Source organism: Bacteroidota bacterium (assembly GCA_016194975.1).
Classification (GTDB): domain Bacteria; phylum Bacteroidota; class Bacteroidia; order Palsa-965; family Palsa-965.
On the sequence record JACQAM010000004.1, the window covers coordinates 187617 to 208942 of the forward strand.

18 protein-coding genes are annotated in these 21326 nt (G+C 43.9%); 14 read left to right on the forward strand and 4 right to left on the reverse strand.

The window, feature by feature from the left end:
• Positions 1–18: 18 nt before the first annotated feature.
• From sufB to HY064_02820, 13 genes are all read left to right on the forward strand, one after another.
• Complete coding sequence (gene sufB / locus HY064_02760; GenBank protein ID MBI3509556.1) at positions 19–1479, forward strand: Fe-S cluster assembly protein SufB; 1461 nt, start codon at positions 19–21, stop codon at positions 1477–1479.
• Between the two features lie 22 nt (positions 1480–1501).
• On the forward strand, positions 1502–2962 hold the full coding sequence (locus HY064_02765; GenBank protein ID MBI3509557.1) for a glycosyltransferase family 39 protein: 1461 nt from the start codon (positions 1502–1504) through the stop codon (positions 2960–2962).
• 4 nt (positions 2963–2966) lie between these two features.
• Complete coding sequence (gene sufC / locus HY064_02770) at positions 2967–3719, forward strand: Fe-S cluster assembly ATPase SufC (protein MBI3509558.1); 753 nt, start codon at positions 2967–2969, stop codon at positions 3717–3719.
• A 6-nt stretch (positions 3720–3725) separates the two neighbouring features.
• Positions 3726–3926: a hypothetical protein gene (locus HY064_02775; GenBank protein ID MBI3509559.1), complete on the forward strand. Its 201-nt coding sequence runs from the start codon at positions 3726–3728 to the stop codon at positions 3924–3926.
• A gap of 1 nt (position 3927) precedes the next feature.
• A complete protein-coding gene (locus HY064_02780) occupies positions 3928–4392 on the forward strand; it encodes a hypothetical protein (GenBank protein MBI3509560.1) in 465 nt (154 codons plus the stop codon).
• Between the two features lie 2 nt (positions 4393–4394).
• Complete coding sequence (gene sufD, locus HY064_02785; protein ID MBI3509561.1) at positions 4395–5684, forward strand: Fe-S cluster assembly protein SufD; 1290 nt, start codon at positions 4395–4397, stop codon at positions 5682–5684.
• Entirely contained in the window at positions 5681–6472 is a 792-nt protein-coding gene (locus tag HY064_02790; GenBank protein ID MBI3509562.1) for a Fic family protein, read from the forward strand. Before sufD ends, HY064_02790 begins: the two co-directional genes overlap by 4 nt.
• Positions 6469–7716, forward strand: a complete 1248-nt coding sequence (locus HY064_02795; protein MBI3509563.1) for a cysteine desulfurase — start codon at positions 6469–6471, stop codon at positions 7714–7716. The genes HY064_02790 and HY064_02795 overlap by 4 nt, the downstream gene beginning before the upstream one ends.
• Positions 7713–8132, forward strand: coding sequence for a SufE family protein (locus tag HY064_02800; GenBank protein MBI3509564.1), 420 nt, complete (start codon positions 7713–7715; stop codon positions 8130–8132). Before HY064_02795 ends, HY064_02800 begins: the two co-directional genes overlap by 4 nt.
• Positions 8133–8175: 43 nt before the next feature.
• Positions 8176–8505: an SUF system Fe-S cluster assembly protein gene (locus tag HY064_02805; protein MBI3509565.1), complete on the forward strand. Its 330-nt coding sequence runs from the start codon at positions 8176–8178 to the stop codon at positions 8503–8505.
• A gap of 84 nt (positions 8506–8589) precedes the next feature.
• The gene (locus HY064_02810; protein ID MBI3509566.1) at positions 8590–9096 is read left to right on the forward strand and encodes a DUF2480 family protein; all 507 of its coding nucleotides are present in this window, start codon (positions 8590–8592) and stop codon (positions 9094–9096) included.
• A 98-nt stretch (positions 9097–9194) separates the two neighbouring features.
• Positions 9195–9950: a hypothetical protein gene (locus HY064_02815; protein MBI3509567.1), complete on the forward strand. Its 756-nt coding sequence runs from the start codon at positions 9195–9197 to the stop codon at positions 9948–9950.
• 14 nt (positions 9951–9964) lie between these two features.
• On the forward strand, positions 9965–11098 hold the full coding sequence (locus HY064_02820; GenBank protein ID MBI3509568.1) for a hypothetical protein: 1134 nt from the start codon (positions 9965–9967) through the stop codon (positions 11096–11098).
• Between the two features lie 23 nt (positions 11099–11121).
• Here HY064_02820 and HY064_02825 read toward each other — a convergent pair whose 3' ends face one another.
• The 4 genes from HY064_02825 to HY064_02840 all read right to left on the reverse strand — a co-directional run bounded on the left by HY064_02825 (position 11122) and on the right by HY064_02840 (position 20389).
• Positions 11122–12075: a carboxypeptidase regulatory-like domain-containing protein gene (locus tag HY064_02825; GenBank protein ID MBI3509569.1), complete on the reverse strand. Its 954-nt coding sequence runs from the start codon at positions 12073–12075 to the stop codon at positions 11122–11124.
• 139 nt (positions 12076–12214) lie between these two features.
• Positions 12215–14488, reverse strand: a complete 2274-nt coding sequence (locus HY064_02830) for a choice-of-anchor L domain-containing protein (protein MBI3509570.1) — start codon at positions 14486–14488, stop codon at positions 12215–12217.
• Between the two features lie 9 nt (positions 14489–14497).
• Entirely contained in the window at positions 14498–18214 is a 3717-nt protein-coding gene (locus HY064_02835; protein ID MBI3509571.1) for a T9SS type B sorting domain-containing protein, read from the reverse strand.
• A gap of 279 nt (positions 18215–18493) precedes the next feature.
• Entirely contained in the window at positions 18494–20389 is a 1896-nt protein-coding gene (locus tag HY064_02840; GenBank protein MBI3509572.1) for a class II glutamine amidotransferase, read from the reverse strand.
• Positions 20390–20650: 261 nt separating this feature from the next.
• Here HY064_02840 and HY064_02845 point away from each other — a divergent pair, with 261 nt between their 5' ends.
• Positions 20651–21274, forward strand: a complete 624-nt coding sequence (locus HY064_02845; GenBank protein MBI3509573.1) for a hypothetical protein — start codon at positions 20651–20653, stop codon at positions 21272–21274.
• The last annotated feature ends 52 nt before the right edge of the window (positions 21275–21326 follow it).

Genomic DNA, 21326 nt, shown 5'->3' on the forward strand with positions numbered 1-21326 from the left:
AAGGGGGGATAAAAAATTATGAGCAACAAAAATCAAATATTAGAAGAGCACATTTCGTCGGATTACAAATATGGTTTTGTTTCCGACATTGATACCGAGTTTGCGCCGAAGGGATTGAACGAAGAGATCGTGAAATTCATTTCGAAGAAGAAGGAAGAACCGGAATGGATGCTTGAATTCCGCTTGAAAGCATTCCGTTACTGGCTGAAGATGGACGAGCCCCGAAACTGGGCACAGATCTCTTATCCGAAAATAAATTTCCAGGATATCAGTTATTACGCTGCGCCAAAGAAAAAAAATGCAGTCGGTTCGCTCGATGAAGTGGATCCGGAATTGCTGAAGACTTTTGAGAAACTCGGAATTTCCCTCGAGGAACAGAAACGCCTCGTGGGAATGGAATCGAAAATTGCCGTTGATGCGGTGATCGATTCTGTTTCGGTGAAAACTACTTTCCGCGAAACGCTGATGGAGAAAGGAATTATTTTCTGTTCATTCACGGAAGCGGTGAAAGAGCACCCTGATCTGGTGAAAAAATATATGGGCAGCGTTGTTCCTTACACCGACAATTATTTTGCTGCGCTGAATTCTGCCGTCTTCTCCGATGGAAGTTTTTGTTACATACCGAAAGGCGTTCGCTGCCCGATGGAACTGAGCACTTATTTCAGAATCAATTCTGCAGGAACAGGCCAGTTTGAAAGAACGCTTATTATTGCGGATGAAGATGCTTACGTTTCCTATCTCGAAGGTTGTACTGCACCACAACGCGACGAAAATCAATTGCACGCCGCCGTGGTTGAAATTATTTCACACAAAAATGCGGAAGTAAAATATTCCACCGTACAGAACTGGTATCCCGGCGACAAAGAAGGGAAAGGTGGCATTTATAATTTTGTGACCAAACGCGGAATCTGTCTCGGTGATAATTCAAAAATTTCCTGGACGCAGGTAGAAACCGGCTCAGCTATCACCTGGAAATATCCTTCCGTGATCCTGAAAGGAAATAATTCTACCGGCGAATTTTATTCTGTTGCCGTTACCAATAATTATCAGCAAGCCGATACCGGTACAAAGATGACGCATCTCGGAAAAAATACGAAGAGTACGATCATCTCGAAAGGAATTTCGGCAGGAAAAAGCAACAACAGTTACCGCGGGCTCGTGCGCGTGGCGAAAGGCGCAACGAATGCAAGGAATTTTTCTCAATGCGATTCGCTGCTCATGGGCGATAAATGCGGCGCTCATACTTTTCCCTATATAGAAATTCACGACAAGAGCGGAATTGTAGAACACGAAGCAACCACTTCCAAGATCGGTGAAGACCAGCTTTTCTATTGCAACTCGAGGGGGATTGATACTGAAAAAGCGATCGGCCTTATTGTAAACGGATATTGTAAAGATGTATTGAATAAACTGCCGATGGAATTTGCCGTGGAGGCGCAGAAATTACTGGCGGTATCACTCGAAGGTAGCGTAGGATAAAAAAAATAGTCAATCACTGTTCATGATCGCGCGCAAAATAAATTTCGAAATTTTCCTGATCTTAATCGCGGGGGGAGCATTGCTTTACTTTATTTTTTTTCTGAAACTCGGTGCATTCCAGATACGCCCGTGGGATGAAGCCATCTATGCAAATCATGCTTATGAAATGTGGAAGAGCGGAAATTATTTTGTTCCGCTGCATCATGGTTCTCCCGATATGTACAGCACAAAACCACTTCTTCCCTTGTGGCTGCAGGTAGCATCCATCAGTGTTTTCGGTTTCTCCGAACTTTCCATCCGCATTCCATCCGCCATCGCCGCTGTATGCACCGCTATAGGGTTGCTCATTTTCATTCGGCGCAGTTTCGGTAATACCTGGGCATGGACCTCTTTCATCGTACTCATCACTTCCACCGGATTCATTCATTTTCATTCATCACGCACCGGCGATATGGATGCGTTGCTCGCCGTATTTCTTACATTTTCTTTTTTTAATTTTTACCGCATCCTGATTGAAGAAACCCCGGCGCGGAAAAATATTTTTCTTTACCTGCTGTTCACCGGATTGGCATTTGCATCGAAAAGTTTTGCCGCATTGCTTTTCATTCCTGCGCAGGCCATTCTTCTTTTCGTTTACCACAAAATTATTCCATTACTTAAGAACAGGGCATTCTATCTTGGACTCGCCGCTGCATTTCTGGCCGGTGTTCTTCCGCTTCTGATCCGCAATATGCAACAACCCGGTTATCTCGCACACCTTTTCCGTTTCGATGCCATGCGCGTGACGAACGTGGTGGAATCGCATCGTGAGCCATTTGATTTTTACCTGAATAATTTTTTCAACTGGCGTTATACACTCTGGATCGTTCTTTCTTTCATAGGCATGATATTCATGATGCGTTCGGGCGAGCAACGCATTCATCGTTTGGGAATTTCTGTTTTCGCTTGCGTGATCTCTTTTCTCCTTACCATTTCTCTCTCGGTCACGAAACTCGAGTGGTACGATGTGCCCCTTTATCCTTTACTGGCCATCGCTGCCGGCTATGCCCTCTCTGCTGTGTTACAACTTTTCAATTTTGAAAATTTTTCTCCCTTGAAATTTCATGGAGCAATGATGCTTCTGTTTTTCATCCCTATTTATTTTGCCATAAAAAAATCGATCGCCAACGATATCGCTCCCGGTGACCGGAAAGCAGAGGAATTGTCAACGTATCTCTTTCTCTCCGGCAATGACAAGACCGATCTTAATCGCTGGTGCGTTGTTCAGAACTGGCATGACCAGTGTCTGGATTTTTATCACAATAAAATGAATGAGCAGAAAAAAGAATTGCACATCATGACTTCTGCCGATTCGCTCCGGCCCGGTGATCACGCACTGGCAGCAGGTGATAGTATCAAGAATGTGATCCGCGGGCTTTTTAATGTGAATGAACAACAGCGATACCGCGGTGTTGTTGCATTCGAAATAATCAGTAAAAAATAATTTTATGATCTCAATAAAAAATCTGCATGCATCTGTTGGAGGAAAAGAAATTCTCTGTGGACTCGATCTTGAAGTGAAAGAAGGAGAAGTGCACGCTATCATGGGGCCGAACGGTTCCGGTAAAAGCACACTTGCTTCCGTGCTCGCCGGCAATGAGAATTATGAAGTGACCGCCGATGAAGTGAAATACAATTCGAAGAACCTGCTCGAACTCTCACCTGAGGACCGCGCTCGCGAAGGGATTTTTCTTGCCTTCCAGTACCCGGTTGAAATTCCCGGTGTGAGTAATATTAATTTTCTTAAAACCGCCATCAACGAAATCCGCACTTATAAAAATCTTCCGCCGATAGAACCGAAAGAATTTCTTGAACTCGTAAGAGAGAAACAGAAATTAGTGGAGCTCGATGGCAAACTGGCGAATCGCTCGGTGAACGAAGGATTTTCCGGTGGAGAAAAAAAACGCAACGAGATTTTCCAGATGGCCATGATCGAACCTTCGCTGGCTATACTTGATGAAACTGATTCCGGCCTCGACATTGATGCGTTGAGAATTGTGGCGAAAGGCGTGAATAAACTCCGTGATGGAAAACGTTCCTTCATCGTGGTCACGCATTACCAGCGATTGCTCGAATACATTGTTCCCGATTTTGTGCATGTTCTTTACAATGGAAAAATTGTGAAGTCGGGCGGAAAAGAACTGGCGCTTGAACTGGAAGCAAAAGGATATGACTGGTTGAAAACTGAAGCTGCACTTTAAATAGCGATGAAAAAAGAAAAAGAAAATACAGACCGGGATCGTGGAGGAATAATTTCTTCAAAAGCCGGTTGGGAAGATCTCCGGGAAAACTGGCTCTCAAAAAGTTTTCAAGAACGGCTTACCGCGATTGAGATTCTGCGATTACAATTCATTGAGATGTATAATAAATCAAAAACGCCGGATCTGTCAGTTTTCGGCAAGAGATAAAATGATAAGTCAGCACTTCAAAGATTTTATTGATCTCCTGAATAAAAATCAGGTGCTCTACATTATTGTAGGTGGTTACGCCGTCGGTTATCACGGACTTCCCAGGTACACCGGCGATCTGGATATATGGATCAAAATATCAAACGAAAATGCGGAGAAAATGATGCATGTTATCAATGAATTTCCTGCTCCGAAAAATCTATTCGCCAAAGCGGATTTTCTGAATGAGAATCCGCTTGCCGGCGGATATTTCGGGAACGAACCTTTTCGGATCGACATTCTCAACTCTATTGAAGGAGTCGAATTTGATGAATGTTACAAAAATGCAGAAAGCATTCAGTTCGAAAGAACAAAAATGGTGTTCATTCATTATAACGACCTTATTAAAAATAAGATGTCAACCGGAAGAACGAGAGATAAATTAGACGTGGAAGAGCTTGAAAAACTACGATCGAAGAAAAAATAAAAATGAATGCAACAGAAACAATGAATTTCAGAGATGTTCTTCTCGCTCATTTTGAAGAAATGCTTCCGGCTTTACCGGGAGATGCGAAGTTGCGCAGTGAAGCGGCTGAATTTTTCCGTGAGAATGGTTTTCCGACGAAGAAGTGGGAAGATTATAAATATGTGAATCCCGAATCTGTTCTTAAGAAAGGGTTGAGTTTCCGAAATGAAAAAATGCGCGGCGTTACGGAAAATGATTTGAAGGAATTTTCATTGGTGAAAGATGCAGTGAACATTGTGATCGTGAATGGAAAATACAGTTCACATTCGGAGAATTTCCCGGAAGGCATCACGATAAAAAATATTTCTGGCGCGATCGCGGATAATGAAGTTGCAAAAAAACATTTCGGGAAATACGCTTCCCATCTTTCCGATCCTTTCATTGCGCTGAATACAGCCATGGCTGACGGCGGTGTTTTTATTCACATTGAAAAAAACATTGCTTTTAAAAATCCTATTCACATTCTTCACATTGCAGATAACGAGATCTCTTCATTTCACCAGTCGAGAAATCTCATCGTCGCCGAAGAAGGCAGTGAGGCGGTCATCATCGAATCGTATGAATCGATAGGGCCTGTAAAAACATTTACCAACGCAGTGACCGAAGTTTTTGTGGGGGCGAATGCAAAACTCGATCACTACCGCCTGCAGAATGAAAGTGAATCAGGACAGCAGGTGAATACATCGAATGCACATGTGTGCGGAAATGCATTGTACAATACGTACACGTTTACACTCGGCGGAAATTTCATCCGCAATAACCTGAATATTATTTTCTCCGGAAAAAATGCGGAAGCTCACCTGTACGGACTTTACCCGGTGAAGAATTCACAGGTGGTGGACAATCACACGGTTGTCGATCACATGGTACCGAATTGCCTGAGCAATGAATTGTATAAAGGAGTTATCGACGGGAAAGCGATGGCGGTTTTCAATGGAAAAATATTTGTGCGGCCCGATGCGCAGAAAACAAATGCTTTCCAGACGAACCGGAATATTCTGCTGAGCGATGATGCTTCTATCAACACCAAACCTCAGTTGGAAATTTATGCCGACGATGTGAAATGTTCGCACGGAACTTCCACCGGTAAAGTGGATGAAGATGCAATGTTCTACCTGCGCGCACGAGGCATAAGCGAAACGGGCGCACGTGCACTCCTCATACGCGCATTCGCAGGCGAAGTGGTGGAAAAAGTAAAAAACGAAGAACTGAGAAATTATATTGACAGAAGAATTGATGAACTACTGAAATGAAAAAGTTCAGCGAAATAAAACTTTTACCGGTCAACTATCTGGGCGAATATAAAAAGAAGCTGAAGGTTGATCTGAAAAAACTTTTTGCTGCATTGCCTGGGAAGAATGAAGGTTTTCAGAACTTCGATTATTATCTCGCCAGCGCTTCCGCTTTTTCATCCAACATCGAAGGAAATTCTCTTGATTTTGAAACGTATCTCAAAAATAAAACGTTCGGCCTGAGCATTAAAAAGAAAGAAACGGAAGAAATTGAAGACCTTGTGGAAGCTTACACATTTGCGCAGAAAAATAATATTTCACTTGAAAATATTCTGCATACGCATTCGATATATGCGAAAAGTTTTATTTCAGATAAAAGAGAAGTAGGAAAATTGCGGAAAACGATGGTCGGCGTTGCCGGAGGAGGAAAAATGCTTTATCTCGCCATCGAACCGGAATTTGTAAAAACGGAATTGAAAAAACTTTTTGCCGATATTGAATTGCTGTTGAAAATGAAACTCTCTTTCGAAGAAACATTTTATTTCGCAGCCATGATCCATCTCAAATTCGTAAACATTCACCCGTTCGTGGATGGCAACGGACGCGCGACACGATTGCTCGAAAAATGGTTTCTTGCAGCGAAACTCGGAATGAAAGCGTGGAATATCGAGTCAGAGAAAAATTATTTCCTGAACCGAAGTAATTACTACAAAAATCTGCAGCTCGGCGGAAATTATTATACCATCAATTACGATTTGAGTATCCCTTTCCTGCTCATGCTGCCACAAAGTTTAATCGCTGAAAAATGACGGAAACAAAGATCATATCAAAAAACACTTACGACGTGAATCTGCTCCGCCAGGACTTCCCCATTCTTTCCCGTGAAGTCAACGGAAAACCATTGATCTATTTCGACAACGGGGCTACTACGCAAAAGCCGCAAGTGGTCATCGATTGCATTTCAAATTATTATTCACATTACAACGCCAACATTCACCGCGGCGTACACAAGCTCAGCCAGGAAGCATCTCAGGCGTATGAAGAAGCAAGAAAAACTGTTGCAGAATTCATCGGCGCAAATTCTCCGAATGAACTAATTTTCACAAGAGGAACAACAGAAAGCATCAATCTTGTTGCTGCTTCTTTCCTGAGAAAAAAACTCGACGCCGGTGATGAAATTCTCGTCACAGAAATGGAACATCATTCCAATATTCTTCCGTGGCAGCAATTGTGTGAAGAAAAAAATGCAACACTTAAAATAATTCCGGTGAATGAACACGGTGAACTTGAAATGACCCGGGTGCCGCTGCTGCTTTCACCAAAAACAAAATTCGTTGCTGTTGCGCACGTGTCGAATACGCTCGGCACGATAAACCCGCTTAAAGAAATTGTTGCTCTCGCACACGCGCAGAATATCCCCGTCCTCGTAGATGGCGCACAGGCGGCCCCGCACATGCGCGTGAACGTGCAGGAACTCGGTTGCGAATTCTATTGTTTCTCTGCACACAAAGTTTACGGGCCTACCGGTATCGGCGCGCTTTATGTGAAAGAAGAAATTCTGAATGAGTTACCGCCTTATCAAACCGGTGGCGGAACGATCAAAACTGTTTCCTTCGCAAAAACAGTTTACGCCGATGGGCCGTTGCGATTCGAAGCGGGCACCCCGAACATCGAAGGTGCTATAGGAATGGCGAAAGCACTGGAATATGTGAATGGAGTGGGAATGAAAAATATTGCGGCGCACGAACATGAATTGCTTTTATATGCGACTGAAAAACTCAAGCAGGTAAAAGGTGTTCGCATCATTGGTGAAGCAAAAGAAAAAGCCGGCGTTCTTTCATTCGTGATAGAAAAAATTCATCCTTTCGATATTGCAATGCTTATCGATCAGCAGGGAGTGGCGGTACGAACGGGGCATCATTGCACACAACCACTCATGGAAAAATTCGGAATACCGGGAACTATACGCGCTTCATTCGCACTTTATAATACCAAAGAAGAAATAGATCATTTCATAACCGCACTTGTCAAATCAATAAAGATGCTGTCATGAATTCAATTGTAGAAAATGAAAAAGAGATCGTGGAAGATTTTTCCATGTTCGATCAGTGGGACGATAAATACCAATACATCATTGATCTCGGGAAATCGCTTGCGCCAATGGATGAAAATCTGAAAACAGAAAACCGCCTCATCAAAGGATGCCAGAGCAAAGTGTGGCTCCATACTGAATTGCGTGATGGAAAAATATTTTTTCAGGCGGACAGTGATGCGATCATCACGAAAGGGCTCGTTGCTTTGATGGTACACGTTCTTTCAGGTCACACTCCGGAAGAAATAACAAAAGCACCATTGACATTTATCGATACGATTGGTTTGAAAGATAATCTCTCTCCAACACGGTCGAATGGATTCATAGCAATGGTAAAACAAATGAAAATGGACGCACTCGCTTTGAGTGCAAAATAAATCTGTGATCAGTATATCAGTAAGAATTTGTAATCAGTATCCTATGCCGGCAACAATAGTTTCAAAAGACGCAGAATTCACGCAGAAGATCATCGATGTACTTAAAATGTGCTTCGACCCGGAAATTCCTGTCGATATCTGGGAACTCGGTTTGATCTACGAAATAAAAGTGAACGACGATAATGAAGTGGAAATTCTCATGACACTTACTTCCCCGAATTGTCCTGTTGCAGAATCACTGCCGCAGGATGTGGAAAATAAAGTGCGCGAAGTAGAAGGAGTAAAATCTTCGAAAGTGAATATCACCTTCGATCCGCCGTGGGAAAAAGAAATGATGAGTGAAGTAGCGCAACTGGAATTGGGATTTATGTAAAAAGAGCAGAGAACTTAGAGCTTAGAAATTCCCTCTCGTTCGTTAAGTCTAACTTCTAAGCTCTCGATTCTATGTTCTAAACAAATGGAAGAAATAATAAATAAAGTGGAACAGAGCGGATTGATCACGATCGATCCGGGTGAAATTTATTTTCCAGGTGAGCGCGTGGTGATCGATATAAAAGATCAGCTCTACCAGGGATTGATCTTGAAAGAAAAAGATTTCCGTGAATTCATTAAAAATAAAAACTGGAAAGAGTACGACGGAAAATTTGTTGCACTCACCTGTTCTGCTGATGCTATTATTCCCGACTGGACCTGGATGCTTCTCGCTTCGTCATTACAGCCATTCGCAAAAAAAATTGTTTTCGGAAATATGGAATTGCTCGAAACCGTTCTCTTCGAAGAAGCGCTGAATAAATTTGATGTGGAAATTTACCGCGACAAAAGAATTATCATAAAAGGTTGCGGAGATAAACCGGTTCCGAAAACCGCGTATGTGGAATTGACAAGAAGACTGCAGCCCGTGGTAAAAAGTATCATGTACGGAGAGCCGTGTTCGACGGTGCCGGTGTACAAGCAACCAAAGTGAGGAATCCCCGTCTTCCATTGAGAAGACGGATCGCGTATTGCGATTTGCAATTCATGCTTTTCATTCCTAAATTTGATTTTCACGCTTAACCCCACTCTATGCGTCATCTTCTTTGTACAATTTTTCTCGCGAGTGCGCTGCTGACTGCGCGCATGCATGCGCAGGACACGCTTGCTCCCGCGAATGAGCAGAAAATTTTTCATCACGAATTCGGTTTCAATACCACGCTTCTGCTCAAGCAGGTTTTCAATCTTTCGAACAACACGTTCACCATGCTTCCTTATTCGGTGACGTATAAACTTGCGTGGAACAAACACGCACTTCGTTTCGGTTTGGGAGCCGACATGAACAATTCGAAAACGAGCACCGTTAATTCCGGAACTTCGGTCATTGCCGGCCCCGATCCTGTTGCACCTACTTACTCTGATTCTTATTCTATTTATTTCCGCGGTGGATGGGAATGGCGTTTCCCGTTGGGAAGAAGATTTCTTACGTGGGTAGCATTGGATCTTGCGACGCACATACAGAATTCCGCTTCGCAAACGGTTGTGTTATATAACAACCTTCCGAATTATTATTCTTACTCGAAAACAATTTTCACATCAGGTTTGATGGAATTCGGCGGAGGCCCTGCTGCAGGTATCCAGTTCAACCTGAGCAAGCGAATGAGTTTGAGCACTGAAATTCCGTTCTATGCTTTTTATTCCATGCAGAAAGACAAGACGAATGATTACAATAACTATTTATCCGGATCGCAATATACGATCACCACGAATACTTCGACCAGCACTATCACCGGATCCAGGTTTACCATTACGCTTCCCGTTACACTTTATCTTGGAATAAGATTTTAAAAAAAACCGGACGCATGAAAAGAAAAAATATTTTACGGAACAGCGCACTCGTTATCTGCGCAGCGCTGATCCCGCTGATCGTGATCGTTCCTGCATCGTGCAAAAAAGAAAAAGATCCTCTTGAAATAAATGCAAGCCCGGGTACGCCGCAACTTCCGGCTCAGTTTTATTCTTATCCTTCCGGCCAGAACGCACTTGCAACTTTGGGCCGCGTTCTTTTTTACGACAGGAATCTTTCACTGAACAATACTACTTCGTGCGGATCCTGTCACCAGCAGCGTTATGCTTTTGCCGATAATCATCCTTTCAGCCGCGGATTATTCAATGGTTATACCGCGCGCAATTCTTCTGCGATCGGTCCGGGAAGTTCAAATTCCTTTTCTCCTCACAACAGGTTCTGGGACGGGCGTGCAGCTAATGCAGATACAGCGGTGTTTATGCCGGTGATGAATAACGTGGAGATGCATGTTTTTGATCTGAATCTTCTTCCGCCACGGCTTTCACAATTATCTTATTACGCGCAACTTTTCCAGGACGCCTATGGATCGCCTGAAATTACGGTGTATGGAATTCGTCATGCTTTAGGATGTTTTGTGGATAATCTTTATTCCTTCAACAGCAAATTTGATCTGAACCAGATGGACGCTCTCGCGGAAGCAGGTGAACAGATCTTCGATGGAAAAGCGAGATGTTATTCCTGCCACAATGGAGATAATTTCAATGGTTACCAATCCGATTATGAGAATATAGGACTCGATGCAAATTATTCCGACATCGGCCGCGGAAGAATAACGCATGATGCGCATGACAATGGAAAATTCCTGGTGCCTTCATTGCGGAACGTGGAATACAGCGCGCCTTATATGCACGATGGCCGGTACAACACGTTGCGCGAAGTGATCGATCATTATGATCACGGAATTATGGATTCGAAAAATCTCAGCCCGGTGTTGCGCGTGATCCCTGATGAATCCATCGATTCGCTGAATATCAACATGAATAACAATTCCTTCGACTGGTCCGTTTTCCCGGTTGTGCAAATGGGGCTGACTGAACTGGAGAAACAACAACTGGAAGCTTTCCTGAGATCTTTGTCGGATCCTTCCTTCATCACCGATCCGAAGTTTTCGGATCCATTCATTCACTGAAATTATTTTTTAAAATAAAAATATTATTTCTGCAATTCTATTCTTGTTTCATTCGCTTCTCCCACGATCACATTCGCAGTGAATGAATCTTCTTTGTATCCTTTTGCTTTCACTTCAATTACAGCAAGCCCGGGAGAAACTTTCTGCAATTGAAAAACTCCCTGTGCATTCGTGGTCGTCATAGTTCCGTCTGATAATGTCACGACTGCTCCGGCAACCGGTTTTCCGGTCTCCTGGTCAACCACAGTTCCCTGCAAAGCGGCGCGCGTTATCTTCGCTATATTCGGATTCACAAGAATTTTTATAAAATCGATCGCGTATCCGTCGCCGGCTCCTGTGGTTGCATCGTCAATATAAATTGTAAGCAACGGAGATTTGAGTGAGTCAAGAAAATCGAGCGGAACATTCAGCGTGATCATTTTTCCGATAGGGCCGGTTTGATTGAGTGCGTTGAGCGCTTTTTCAATGAACGGGGCTCTTCTTCCATTGACGTATGCTTCGAATTGCGAACAGAAAACAGGATGCTGAAAATCATCAACGAACATCATGATAGTTGCCGTTGTAATTTTTGTTTCTTTCGGAACACCCATCGGGATGTGAAAGGGAAAATTTGTTTTTCCGTATTTGAACTTGATCGAATCGTACTGGCCGCTGTAACCATCGCCACCACACGGTTCATCTTTTGTTCCCATACTCGATGGCAGCATGATCATATCGAAACCGATCGTGTCTTTCGGATTCCGATCCCAGGGATAAGGATGCGAAGGAGTTTCTTTCCCGGAAAACGGATCGAAATTTTTTTCCCATCCGAATCCAAGATTATCGATATCACCATAACGGATCATCCACGCCGCTTCGGGAGTGTTCTGCATTTTTACATATTGCGCTTTCCAGTCCCCGTCGTTGGCGGTTGATTGTGAATGAACATTTACCGAAAGGAAAATGGGAATCGCTGAGAGAAGAATAATATTTTTCATGAACTGTTTTTTTGCAAAGCTAAAGAAATCACGGAATGAATTTTATTCCCGGATAAAAACAACACATCAATTCAACTGCGAAATAAATTTGCATTGAAAAATTAAGGTTGTGAATAAAAAAAGAGTTGCCGGACTTTCGTCAGCGCACCATCGTCACATGGCCATACAGCTTTTTCATCTTTCCGTGCGTATCGACATAATCGATCTTCCACACATACGTATCCTCGGGGCACAGATGTCCTTTGTAAGTTCCGTCCCATCCTTTATTGATGTCGCTCGATTCGAAAAGAAGATTTCCCCATCGATCGAATACCATCATGTGGAATTTCTGGACATTCACTCCGTAAGCAAGGAAGATCTCATTCGGCGGAGCGCCATTCGGAGTGAATGCATTCGGAACATACAATGAAGTTTCTTCTCCAACCACCACATCGATCATGAATGTATCCACGCATCCTGCCGCATTCGTCACGATCTCCATGGCCGTATAATATCCTGCACCGGGATAGGTGTGATCATTCGTTCCGAAATTGCAATTGCTAAGCGAGTCACCATCGCCGAAATAAAATACACAGGTGTCTCCTCCAAGTTCTGCATCTGTGAAAATAATATCAGGTGTCAATTCACCCACGCTATCCGTGTTCACAGAAAATAATGCTGTAGGATATGCGTACGTGGTGACGGCTGCATTCATGATCAGTGTATCGGAACATCCGTTTCCGTTCACCACCACGAGTGTCACATTGTAAGTTCCCGCCTGCGTGTAAATGTGCGACGGATTCTGCAAGGTCGATGTGTTGGTCATGGAAGTCGGATCGCCGAAATCCCAGTTGTAGGAAATGCCACCCGTAGATGCATCCGTAAAATTCACAATAGAAGGAACACAACCGCCCTGTCCAGGTGCAAATGCTGCGACCGGCGATGGATTGACCGTAACCGTGAACGGTTGTGTTTGAGTACAACCATTGGCATCGGTGACCGTTGCCGTGTAAGTGGTCGTTACGGTTGGACTGAAGGTCTGCGAAGTACCGTTCAAATTGCCCGGCATCCAGTTCACCGTGTATGGAGCGGTTCCTCCTGACGGAGTAGCGACAAGCGTGGTCGATTTACCAATACAGATCGCATTCGTTCCTGTAACTGAAAGCGCGAGAGCAGTTGGTTGTGTAACTGTGAACGTATAACTGTTTGTACATCCTGATTGATCTGCAACATCCACAGTGTAAGTTCCAGGACAAAGTCCGGTTGCGCTGTCCACTGTACTCACATTCGGCGTCCACGTGTAAACGTACGGAGTTGTTCCTCCCGAAGTATTGAGCACGATCGATCCATTACAAGCTCCATTGCACGTTACATTCTGCGCAGTATTGACCGATGACAAAGAACCAATATTTCCCACATTAATGATCGCAGTATCGGGCACTCCGCACGATGAAGCGTCCGTGATGAGAACAGAATAAGTTCCCGCGCAAAGATTGGTTGCAGTTGCTGCGTTTCCACCACTCGGTAACCACGTGTAGGTGTATGGAGGAAGTCCGCCCGTTACATTCACAGAAGCAGTACCTGTGCATGAATTACATTGGTCGGGAACAGAATTCGAAGTGAAAGTATAAGCCGTGGTGCATTGGAGAAAATCAACGAACACAGAAGAATCGTAAATACAATCGATCGCATCGGCAATCGCGATTTTAAAATGATACGTTTGACACGGAACCATTCCAACTGTTGTGGTGAGTACAGTTGTGAATGCATTTAAACTGATCGTAGCTCCGCCAGTGTTGTCAATGTAATATGCGCAGTTCACGCAAGGCCCCGTATTCGAATTTCCATTATTCACATTGTTGATCGAAACATATTGTCCGTTTGGAAGTGTTGCAATATTTGTTCCGGCATAAGCAGGTCCTGAAGGATTGGGGCCGGTAATAAAAAATCCGAAAAGATCATTGAACGAGTTCACAAAATTCGGATACTCTTCCGAACCGAAAACAAAACGTATGGAAAGTGAATCGCAATGCGGAATAAGATCAAACTCAAGCACGCAACAATCTTCATGATTCGTGTTCGGATCAAGCGCCGTGAGATCGGGATCATTGCAGGAAGTTGCATTGAAACAATAACTCACATCTACGGAAGAAGAACTGTTCGTTCCGGGAATACTATCGACTGCGCCTGAACTGAGAACAATGCCGTTGTTCAAACCGAGATTGGTGGTCACTCCGTTGGAAAAAGAACCGTAACCGCCCGCAGAACAATTGAGCGTGACATTTGAAACCTGCAATCCGTTTCCTACGAGTGCCTGCACAAGTTGATTCGCAGTGACCGCCGAATTGATCGTGAGTTGCCCTTTCGCCGAATGAAGAAAAAGAATTCCGGCGATGGAAAAAATAATACAGGGCAAATTAAAAAAACTTTTCACTGTGATCTTTTATCTGATGAGGTTAACGTGACCAATGAGTGAATGATGGTATCCTAAAATATCATTGCATTCCACTTTCCACACATACGTATCGATCTGGCATTTGTTTCCTTTGAAAGTTCCGTCCCATCCATCGCCCCACACACGCGTATCGTAAATGAGCATTCCCCAGCGATCGAATACCATGAAGTGATAACGGTTCGCGTCAATGTTATAACCGACCGGCATGAAAATTTCATTGAGCCCATTTCCATTCGGTGTGAAAGTATTCGGAACATAAATGGACGCAGGATCAGGAACAACTTCGATGCAATTCACCGTAGTATCTGTACAACCATTCGAAGAATAAACGATCTGCTGCACGCAATACGTTCCTGTGTCGGTGTAAGAGTGACACGGATCCGGTACTGTAGAATTATTCGCATCGTTCGGATCGTTGAAATTCCAGAGGTACGTTGTGGCATTGAGCGCCGTTTCATTAAAACAGAAATTTGCTTCCATCAGAATATTCTGCGTTGCACTCGGAACAAATCCTGCCGTTGGCGATAACCAGGAATTGATGTAAGCGATATTCGTGAGTGAATCAATACAACCATCTGTTCCTGTAATCACCAACGTTACATTGTAAGTTCCTACTGTGTAACACTGGAAACCTGCGCCGTCACTGTTCCCGTTTCCGTATTCCCACAAAAGTGATTGTGTATTCGGAGTGTTGTTCGTGAACGTAACACAAACCGGTGAACATCCCTGTGTAGTATCAGCAGTGTATGCAACAACCGGAAGCGGATTTACAATCGCCTGAATAGAATCTGTGGTCGTACATCCATTCGCATCAGTAACTGTTACCGTATAAAATCCAGTTGTTGCCGGGCAAATATTAATGCTGCTCGTTGTCATCGCTCCTGGATTCCACGAATAAGTATAACCGGGTGTTCCGCCTGATGGCGCAATGGAAATGATGCCGCATTTTCCTGCACACACAGCGAGAGGAGCCGATGGTGTTGCATTCAGAACAGCGGGTTGTGTGAGCGTGATAGTGCTTGTGGAAGTACATCCGTTCGCATCGGTAATATCCACTTGGTAATTTCCTGCGCAAAGTCCCGTTGCTGTTTGCGTCGTTTGCACCGGTGAAGTATTCCAACTGTAAGTGTAAGGCGCCGTTCCGCTCGCAGGTGTTGCGGTTAGTGAACCATTGCATGAACCGAAACAAGTGATCGGCGCCTGGATACTTGCAGTGGAAGTGAGTCCGCCGGTGAGCGGAACAATAACAGAAGTATCCTGCTGGCATCCGTTCGCGTCAACGATCGTGCATGTGTATGTGCCTGCGCAAAGATTTGTTGCGGTGGATGTAGATTGTGCCGGTGTGGAATTCCAACTGTAAGTGTAACCCGGATTTCCCCCGCTCACATTCACAGTTGCCGTTCCGTTACAAGCTGTACATGATGTTGCTGTGTTCGCCGTGGTGAATGTCATTCCCGGTGGTTGCACGAGAGTGATGGTTTGTGTTAGAGTACAACCCGTAGCATCGGTGATATCGACCGTGTAAGTTCCTGCAGTTTGTCCGGTGATCGTTTGTGTGATTTGATTTCCCGGATGCCAGAGATAAGTATAAGGCCCTGTTCCTCCTGTAGGATTTGCAGTGATGGATCCATTGTTCGAACCGAAACAAGTTGGATTAACTGAAGTCGTTGTTGCTGCAAGACTTCCTACTGAGCCGGTAACGGTTACAAATGCAGAATCAACTCCGCCGGTAGAAGTGTTTGTAAAAAGTACAGTGTATGTTCCCGGGCAAAGATTGAATGCAGTGTCATTTGTTCCGCCGGTGGGAAGCCATTGATAAGTATAATTTCCTGCAGTACATAATGCCTGAACAGCAACGGAAGCTTGTCCGGAACAGGTACAACCTGCAGAAGGAAGCATAGCCGTTGTTGTATTTGCGCTGCAGTTGGAAACAGGAAAAGTAAGCGATGCAAAAAATCCCTGTCCGCATGCAAGAATTTCTCCGGGATTTGCGCCGAGACAAACATCATACACAGGTCCCGATGTTGCAATTGTTGTGAGCAGATTCAATCCGGCATCATATTCTTTAACTCCACCGGGAGTTCCTACATAAACATTTCCACAACCATCAAGACAGAGTCCGCTGGTGTTATATTCTATTCCACCGGCAACAGGAACACTGCCAAGAAGTGCAAGTGTATTTTTATCCCAGTGTTTTACAACCAATCCGTCGGTAGAATAAAGATCACAGCCAACAGCCATTCCATTGTAACCGGAGAACCAGGAATCTGTTTGGCTCGGATCAATCTCATTGAGAAGATAACCGTCCTGCACAGAATTAATTGTAGTGTATGCGCTGTTCACATGCCAGATAAGATTATCTGCCGGAGGATTCGGCGAACCTGCAGTATTGAAAACTTCTCCATACACATCGCCATTCGCATCCACGCACATACCGCGGATCTCGCCCGACGTGCACGTTGGATGTTGCACTGCGGCGGAGTAGGCGCCGGTAGCAGGATTAATATTGAGCACCATCGGGTTGAGTGAACTCGGAAGATTCATTCCCATCACAGTCATTTGTAAACTCACGGGGTTGTAATAAATGCGATAAATCTCTCTCGAAAAATTTCCGCTGTTCACCTGGTAAATAATTCCGGCAGCAGGAGAAATTTTTATGATGGCATCTCCCCACGGGCCATACGCGCAATAAATATTCCACGTTCCGGGTTCGAGGCACATGTCGCCATAATAACCGGATGCAAATGTTGCGAATGTCCACACCGGCGCGCCTGCGCTCGTGAATTTTTTTAATTCATAAGGATTCGCTCCGCCATACAAATAGATATTTCCGTTTCCATCCTGTGCAATATCATACGCGCTGTTGAAGGTGGTGAATGCAGGATTGAACGTCCATGGATCAATGAGCACTGTTTTTGTATGATCGAAACTTCCGAGATCAAATCCTATCGTTTTATCAGCGTTGAGAATAAATGAGGAAGTAAGTGAAGCATTGTTTTCTTCGTAAAAAGATTTCGGGGCATGATCGGTGGAAGTTCCCATTTTCTCTGTGATCACTTCTATATTTCCGTCAACGAGTTGAATATCTTTGTCCCCTTCCCACTGAATTTTCACCTGAGAAAGATCGGCGCCGGGATGAACGCGCAATGCATATTTCACTCCGCCTTCTGCCGGAAAAGTGTAAACAACATCAATGCCGTTGTAAACATTCTTTGCAGTGATGGTGGTGAAGCAGGAAGAATAAATTGTTCTTTGATTATCGGCAGGATCGGGGCAGGAAAAATATTCTGTCAATGCATCACCGGTTTCAAATTGAATATTGGAATTTGCATTCACCCACTTCATCGTCAATCGGCGCAACTCGAATTTTTTCTCCTCCATTTTATTTTTGCGCGCCTCTTTATCTTCTTTCGAATGGATCGCCACGTCCTGTACATATTGAACCGCATCGCCGGAAAATAAAGTGATAGCACCGCCGGCGAAAGCACCATATTTCACGGTCTCTCCTTTCGAAGAATATTTATCGAACTGCGTTTTGTTGTCGATGAAATTTGCCGTGAATGGACTTTCGCTGAATTTATTTCCGGGAAGAAGGTTTCCCTGTTTATTCAGGATCTGCTGCGCATGAAGCGGAACAGAAGCAGAAAAGATCATTGCCAGAAGTCCGCAACAAAATCCTGCTGAATTGCGTGTAAGGGTGTGCATGGTTAAGAAGTACTTTGTTTGCCAGAAAAAAGATACGGAAAATGGCGCTTACTGGAAGTCAATTATTTTATTCATTGATAAATTTTTAGGCATACGGCTGATTATCAGTTTTTTATAATTGATTTTAAATTGCTGATTCACAAGGAATAATAAACATGTAGATGCGTTTTTTCGGGCGGAGCGCTTTTTGCAGGATCGACCGGCAGTAACTTTTTTTGGTAAATGGATTATGATGAAGAATGAATTGAGTAAGAAATGGGGTTGTACTTCAACACAACCTCAGTATGCTCTCACATTTTTCCCTTCCATGTAATACATGAAAGCGCGGTTCACTACTTTATTTCCTCCGGGCGTTGGATAATCGCCGGTGAAATACCAGTCTCCTTTATTCCCGGGAACGGCATTGCGCAAACCTTCTATGGTCTGGTAAATAATTTCCACTTCTGCATTGATGTTCGGCGGCGTGAGCAATTCGGAAATTTTCTGCGAGATCTCATCGGCCGTGAATGGTTTGTAAATTTCTTTCACCACGTTGATCACTTTATCTTTCGGCAGATCTTCCTGCGCTTTTGCTTTTTCATAAACTTCTTCGAGAAGATTCTCTTTGTAATTATCCTTCAGCAATTCCACCGCCGCCTGGAAAGCAATGAAGTCGCCCATCTTCGCCATATCAATTCCATAACAATCGGGATAACGGATCTGTGGTGCCGATGAGACGATGATTATTTTTTTCGGCCCAAGCCGGTCGAGAATTTTCAGAATACTTTGCTTCAATGTTGTTCCGCGCACAATGGAATCGTCGAGCACCACGAGGTTGTCGCCGGGTTTCAGTACTCCATAAGTTGTATCGTACACATGCGAGACCATATCATCGCGGTGCGTATCACTCGTGATGAACGTTCTGAGTTTTGCATCTTTCAAAGCGATCTTCTCAATGCGCGGCTGCATATTCAGAATTTCAGACAACTCCGGATCGGCCACCGTTTTCATAGTGAGAATTTTCAGTTTCTTCACCGTGTTCATGTAAGCATTCAATCCATCCACCAATCCGTAGAATGCAACTTCCGCTGTATTGGGAATAAAAGAGAAAACAGATTTCTTCAGATCGAAGCCCACACTCTTCAGCACATTTGCAGTGAGTTGCCGGCCGAGACTTTTTCTTTCTTCATAAATATCTTTGTCATTTCCCCTCGAGAAATAAATCCTTTCGAATGAACAGGAGAGTTTTTCTTTCTGCGTACGCACGCGCTTCTCTTCGTAATGCCCGTCTTTTTTTATGATGAGTGCGCAACCGGGAGTGATCTCGCGGATCTCTTCGAATGGAACGTTGAATGCAGTTTGAATCGTGGGACGTTCCGATGTGACAACAAGAATTTCTTCATCCGCATACCAGTAAGCAGGACGTATCCCGTTCGGATCGCGCAATACAAACGCATCGCCGTGGCCGAACATTCCTGCCATCGTATATCCTCCGTCCCATTTTTTTCCGGCGTCTTTCAGAATTTGCTGAATGTTCAGATCGCGTGCAATGAGATCCGTGATCTCCGCATTTGTATTTTCTTTTGTTTTATGAATTCCGAAAAGGCGTTCTACTTCACGATCGAGAAAATGCCCGATCTTTTCCATTACAGTAACTGTATCTGTTTTTTCTTTCGGATGCTGGCCGAGTTCAACAAGATGATCGAATAACTCATCGACATTCGTGAGATTAAAATTTCCGGCCACAACTAAATTTCTCGTGATCCAGTTATTCTGGCGAAGAAAAGGATGACAGTTCTCAATGGAATTTCCGCCGTAAGTTCCATAGCGCAGGTGGCCGAGCATCAATTCTCCCGCGAATGCAACATGTTTTTTCACCCAGCGCGCATCTTTCATTTTCTCCGGATTTTTTTTGTACCCGTCAGAAAATTTATCATTGATCTTTCCGAAAATATCTTTGATGGCGCTCGAAGTGTTCGAACGATAACGGCTGATGTAACGCGTGCCGGGAGGAATATCAAATTTTATAGTGGCCACTCCCGCTCCGTCCTGTCCGCGGTTGTGTTGTTTCTCCATGAGCAAATACAATTTGTTCAACCCGTACATGGGCGAGTTGTATTTGTCGATATAATACTGGAGAGGTTTGAGAAGACGAATAAGTGCAATGCCGCACTCATGCTTTATGGCTTCGCTCATTTTATTTTCCTGCGACCTTTTTGTTTTCCGAAAGTCCCGAAGTTTTCAGAACAGTCCAATATTTTATCCGTCGTCAGGAGTACAAATTTAAGGTTTTAATCGGCGTGAAATTTTTGTGTAGACCGATGGTGGTTTTGAGTAGACGAACATATTTCAATGGGCAATCACAAGGGCAGGATGATTTGAATCGCATAAAAAATTCCATCAATCACTTTTTGTTTAACTTTCGATTCCTACTAAATAAAACTAAATTTTTTTCCCATGAACAACTTAACTTATTCCAAACAAAAATCGGAAGACGTTGCTCCCAGAGTGGAGGAAATCATCCGCAAAGATCTCAACAGTAGTTCTCCATTGATCTATTCGCTCGCAGAATCCGGTATTCAGGCTGGAGCTCTTGAATCGATCGCGAAGACAGCCGCTAATTTTATTTTCGGCGGAAACGAAACTGTTCTTTTCAGAATGAAATTCGATATAGCAACACCAAAACCAATTACGCTTGAAGTGAATGTCAATCGCCAGGGAATAGGATCTCATGTGGGTTCCATCACATTTTCCGCTTTTATAAATAAAATGATAACCGCCGAAGTTGCACTGGAAGCGCCGAAATTTTTCGGGTCATCAAAATTCACAGGCGATGCAACTGTGGCTTCAAAACTCAACGGGAATAAAAACCTGCTGAAAGCCGCCGACAAATTTGCCCGTGTACAATCGGATATTGGCGGAGGATTGAAAATGGACCGCTATTTCAGATTGATTCCGGCCGCGAACGGAACTCACATTGTCGTGATCACTCTGCCAAGAGCAACCTCCATGGGAATGAGCGCTACAACAGATGCCAATGATTTTTTTGGAATTGTTGAAATGATCGATGCTGCTTTGTGATATCAAATTAAATCAGAGTTTCAATAAAAGTTTGTTTAAAAAAATAAGGGTC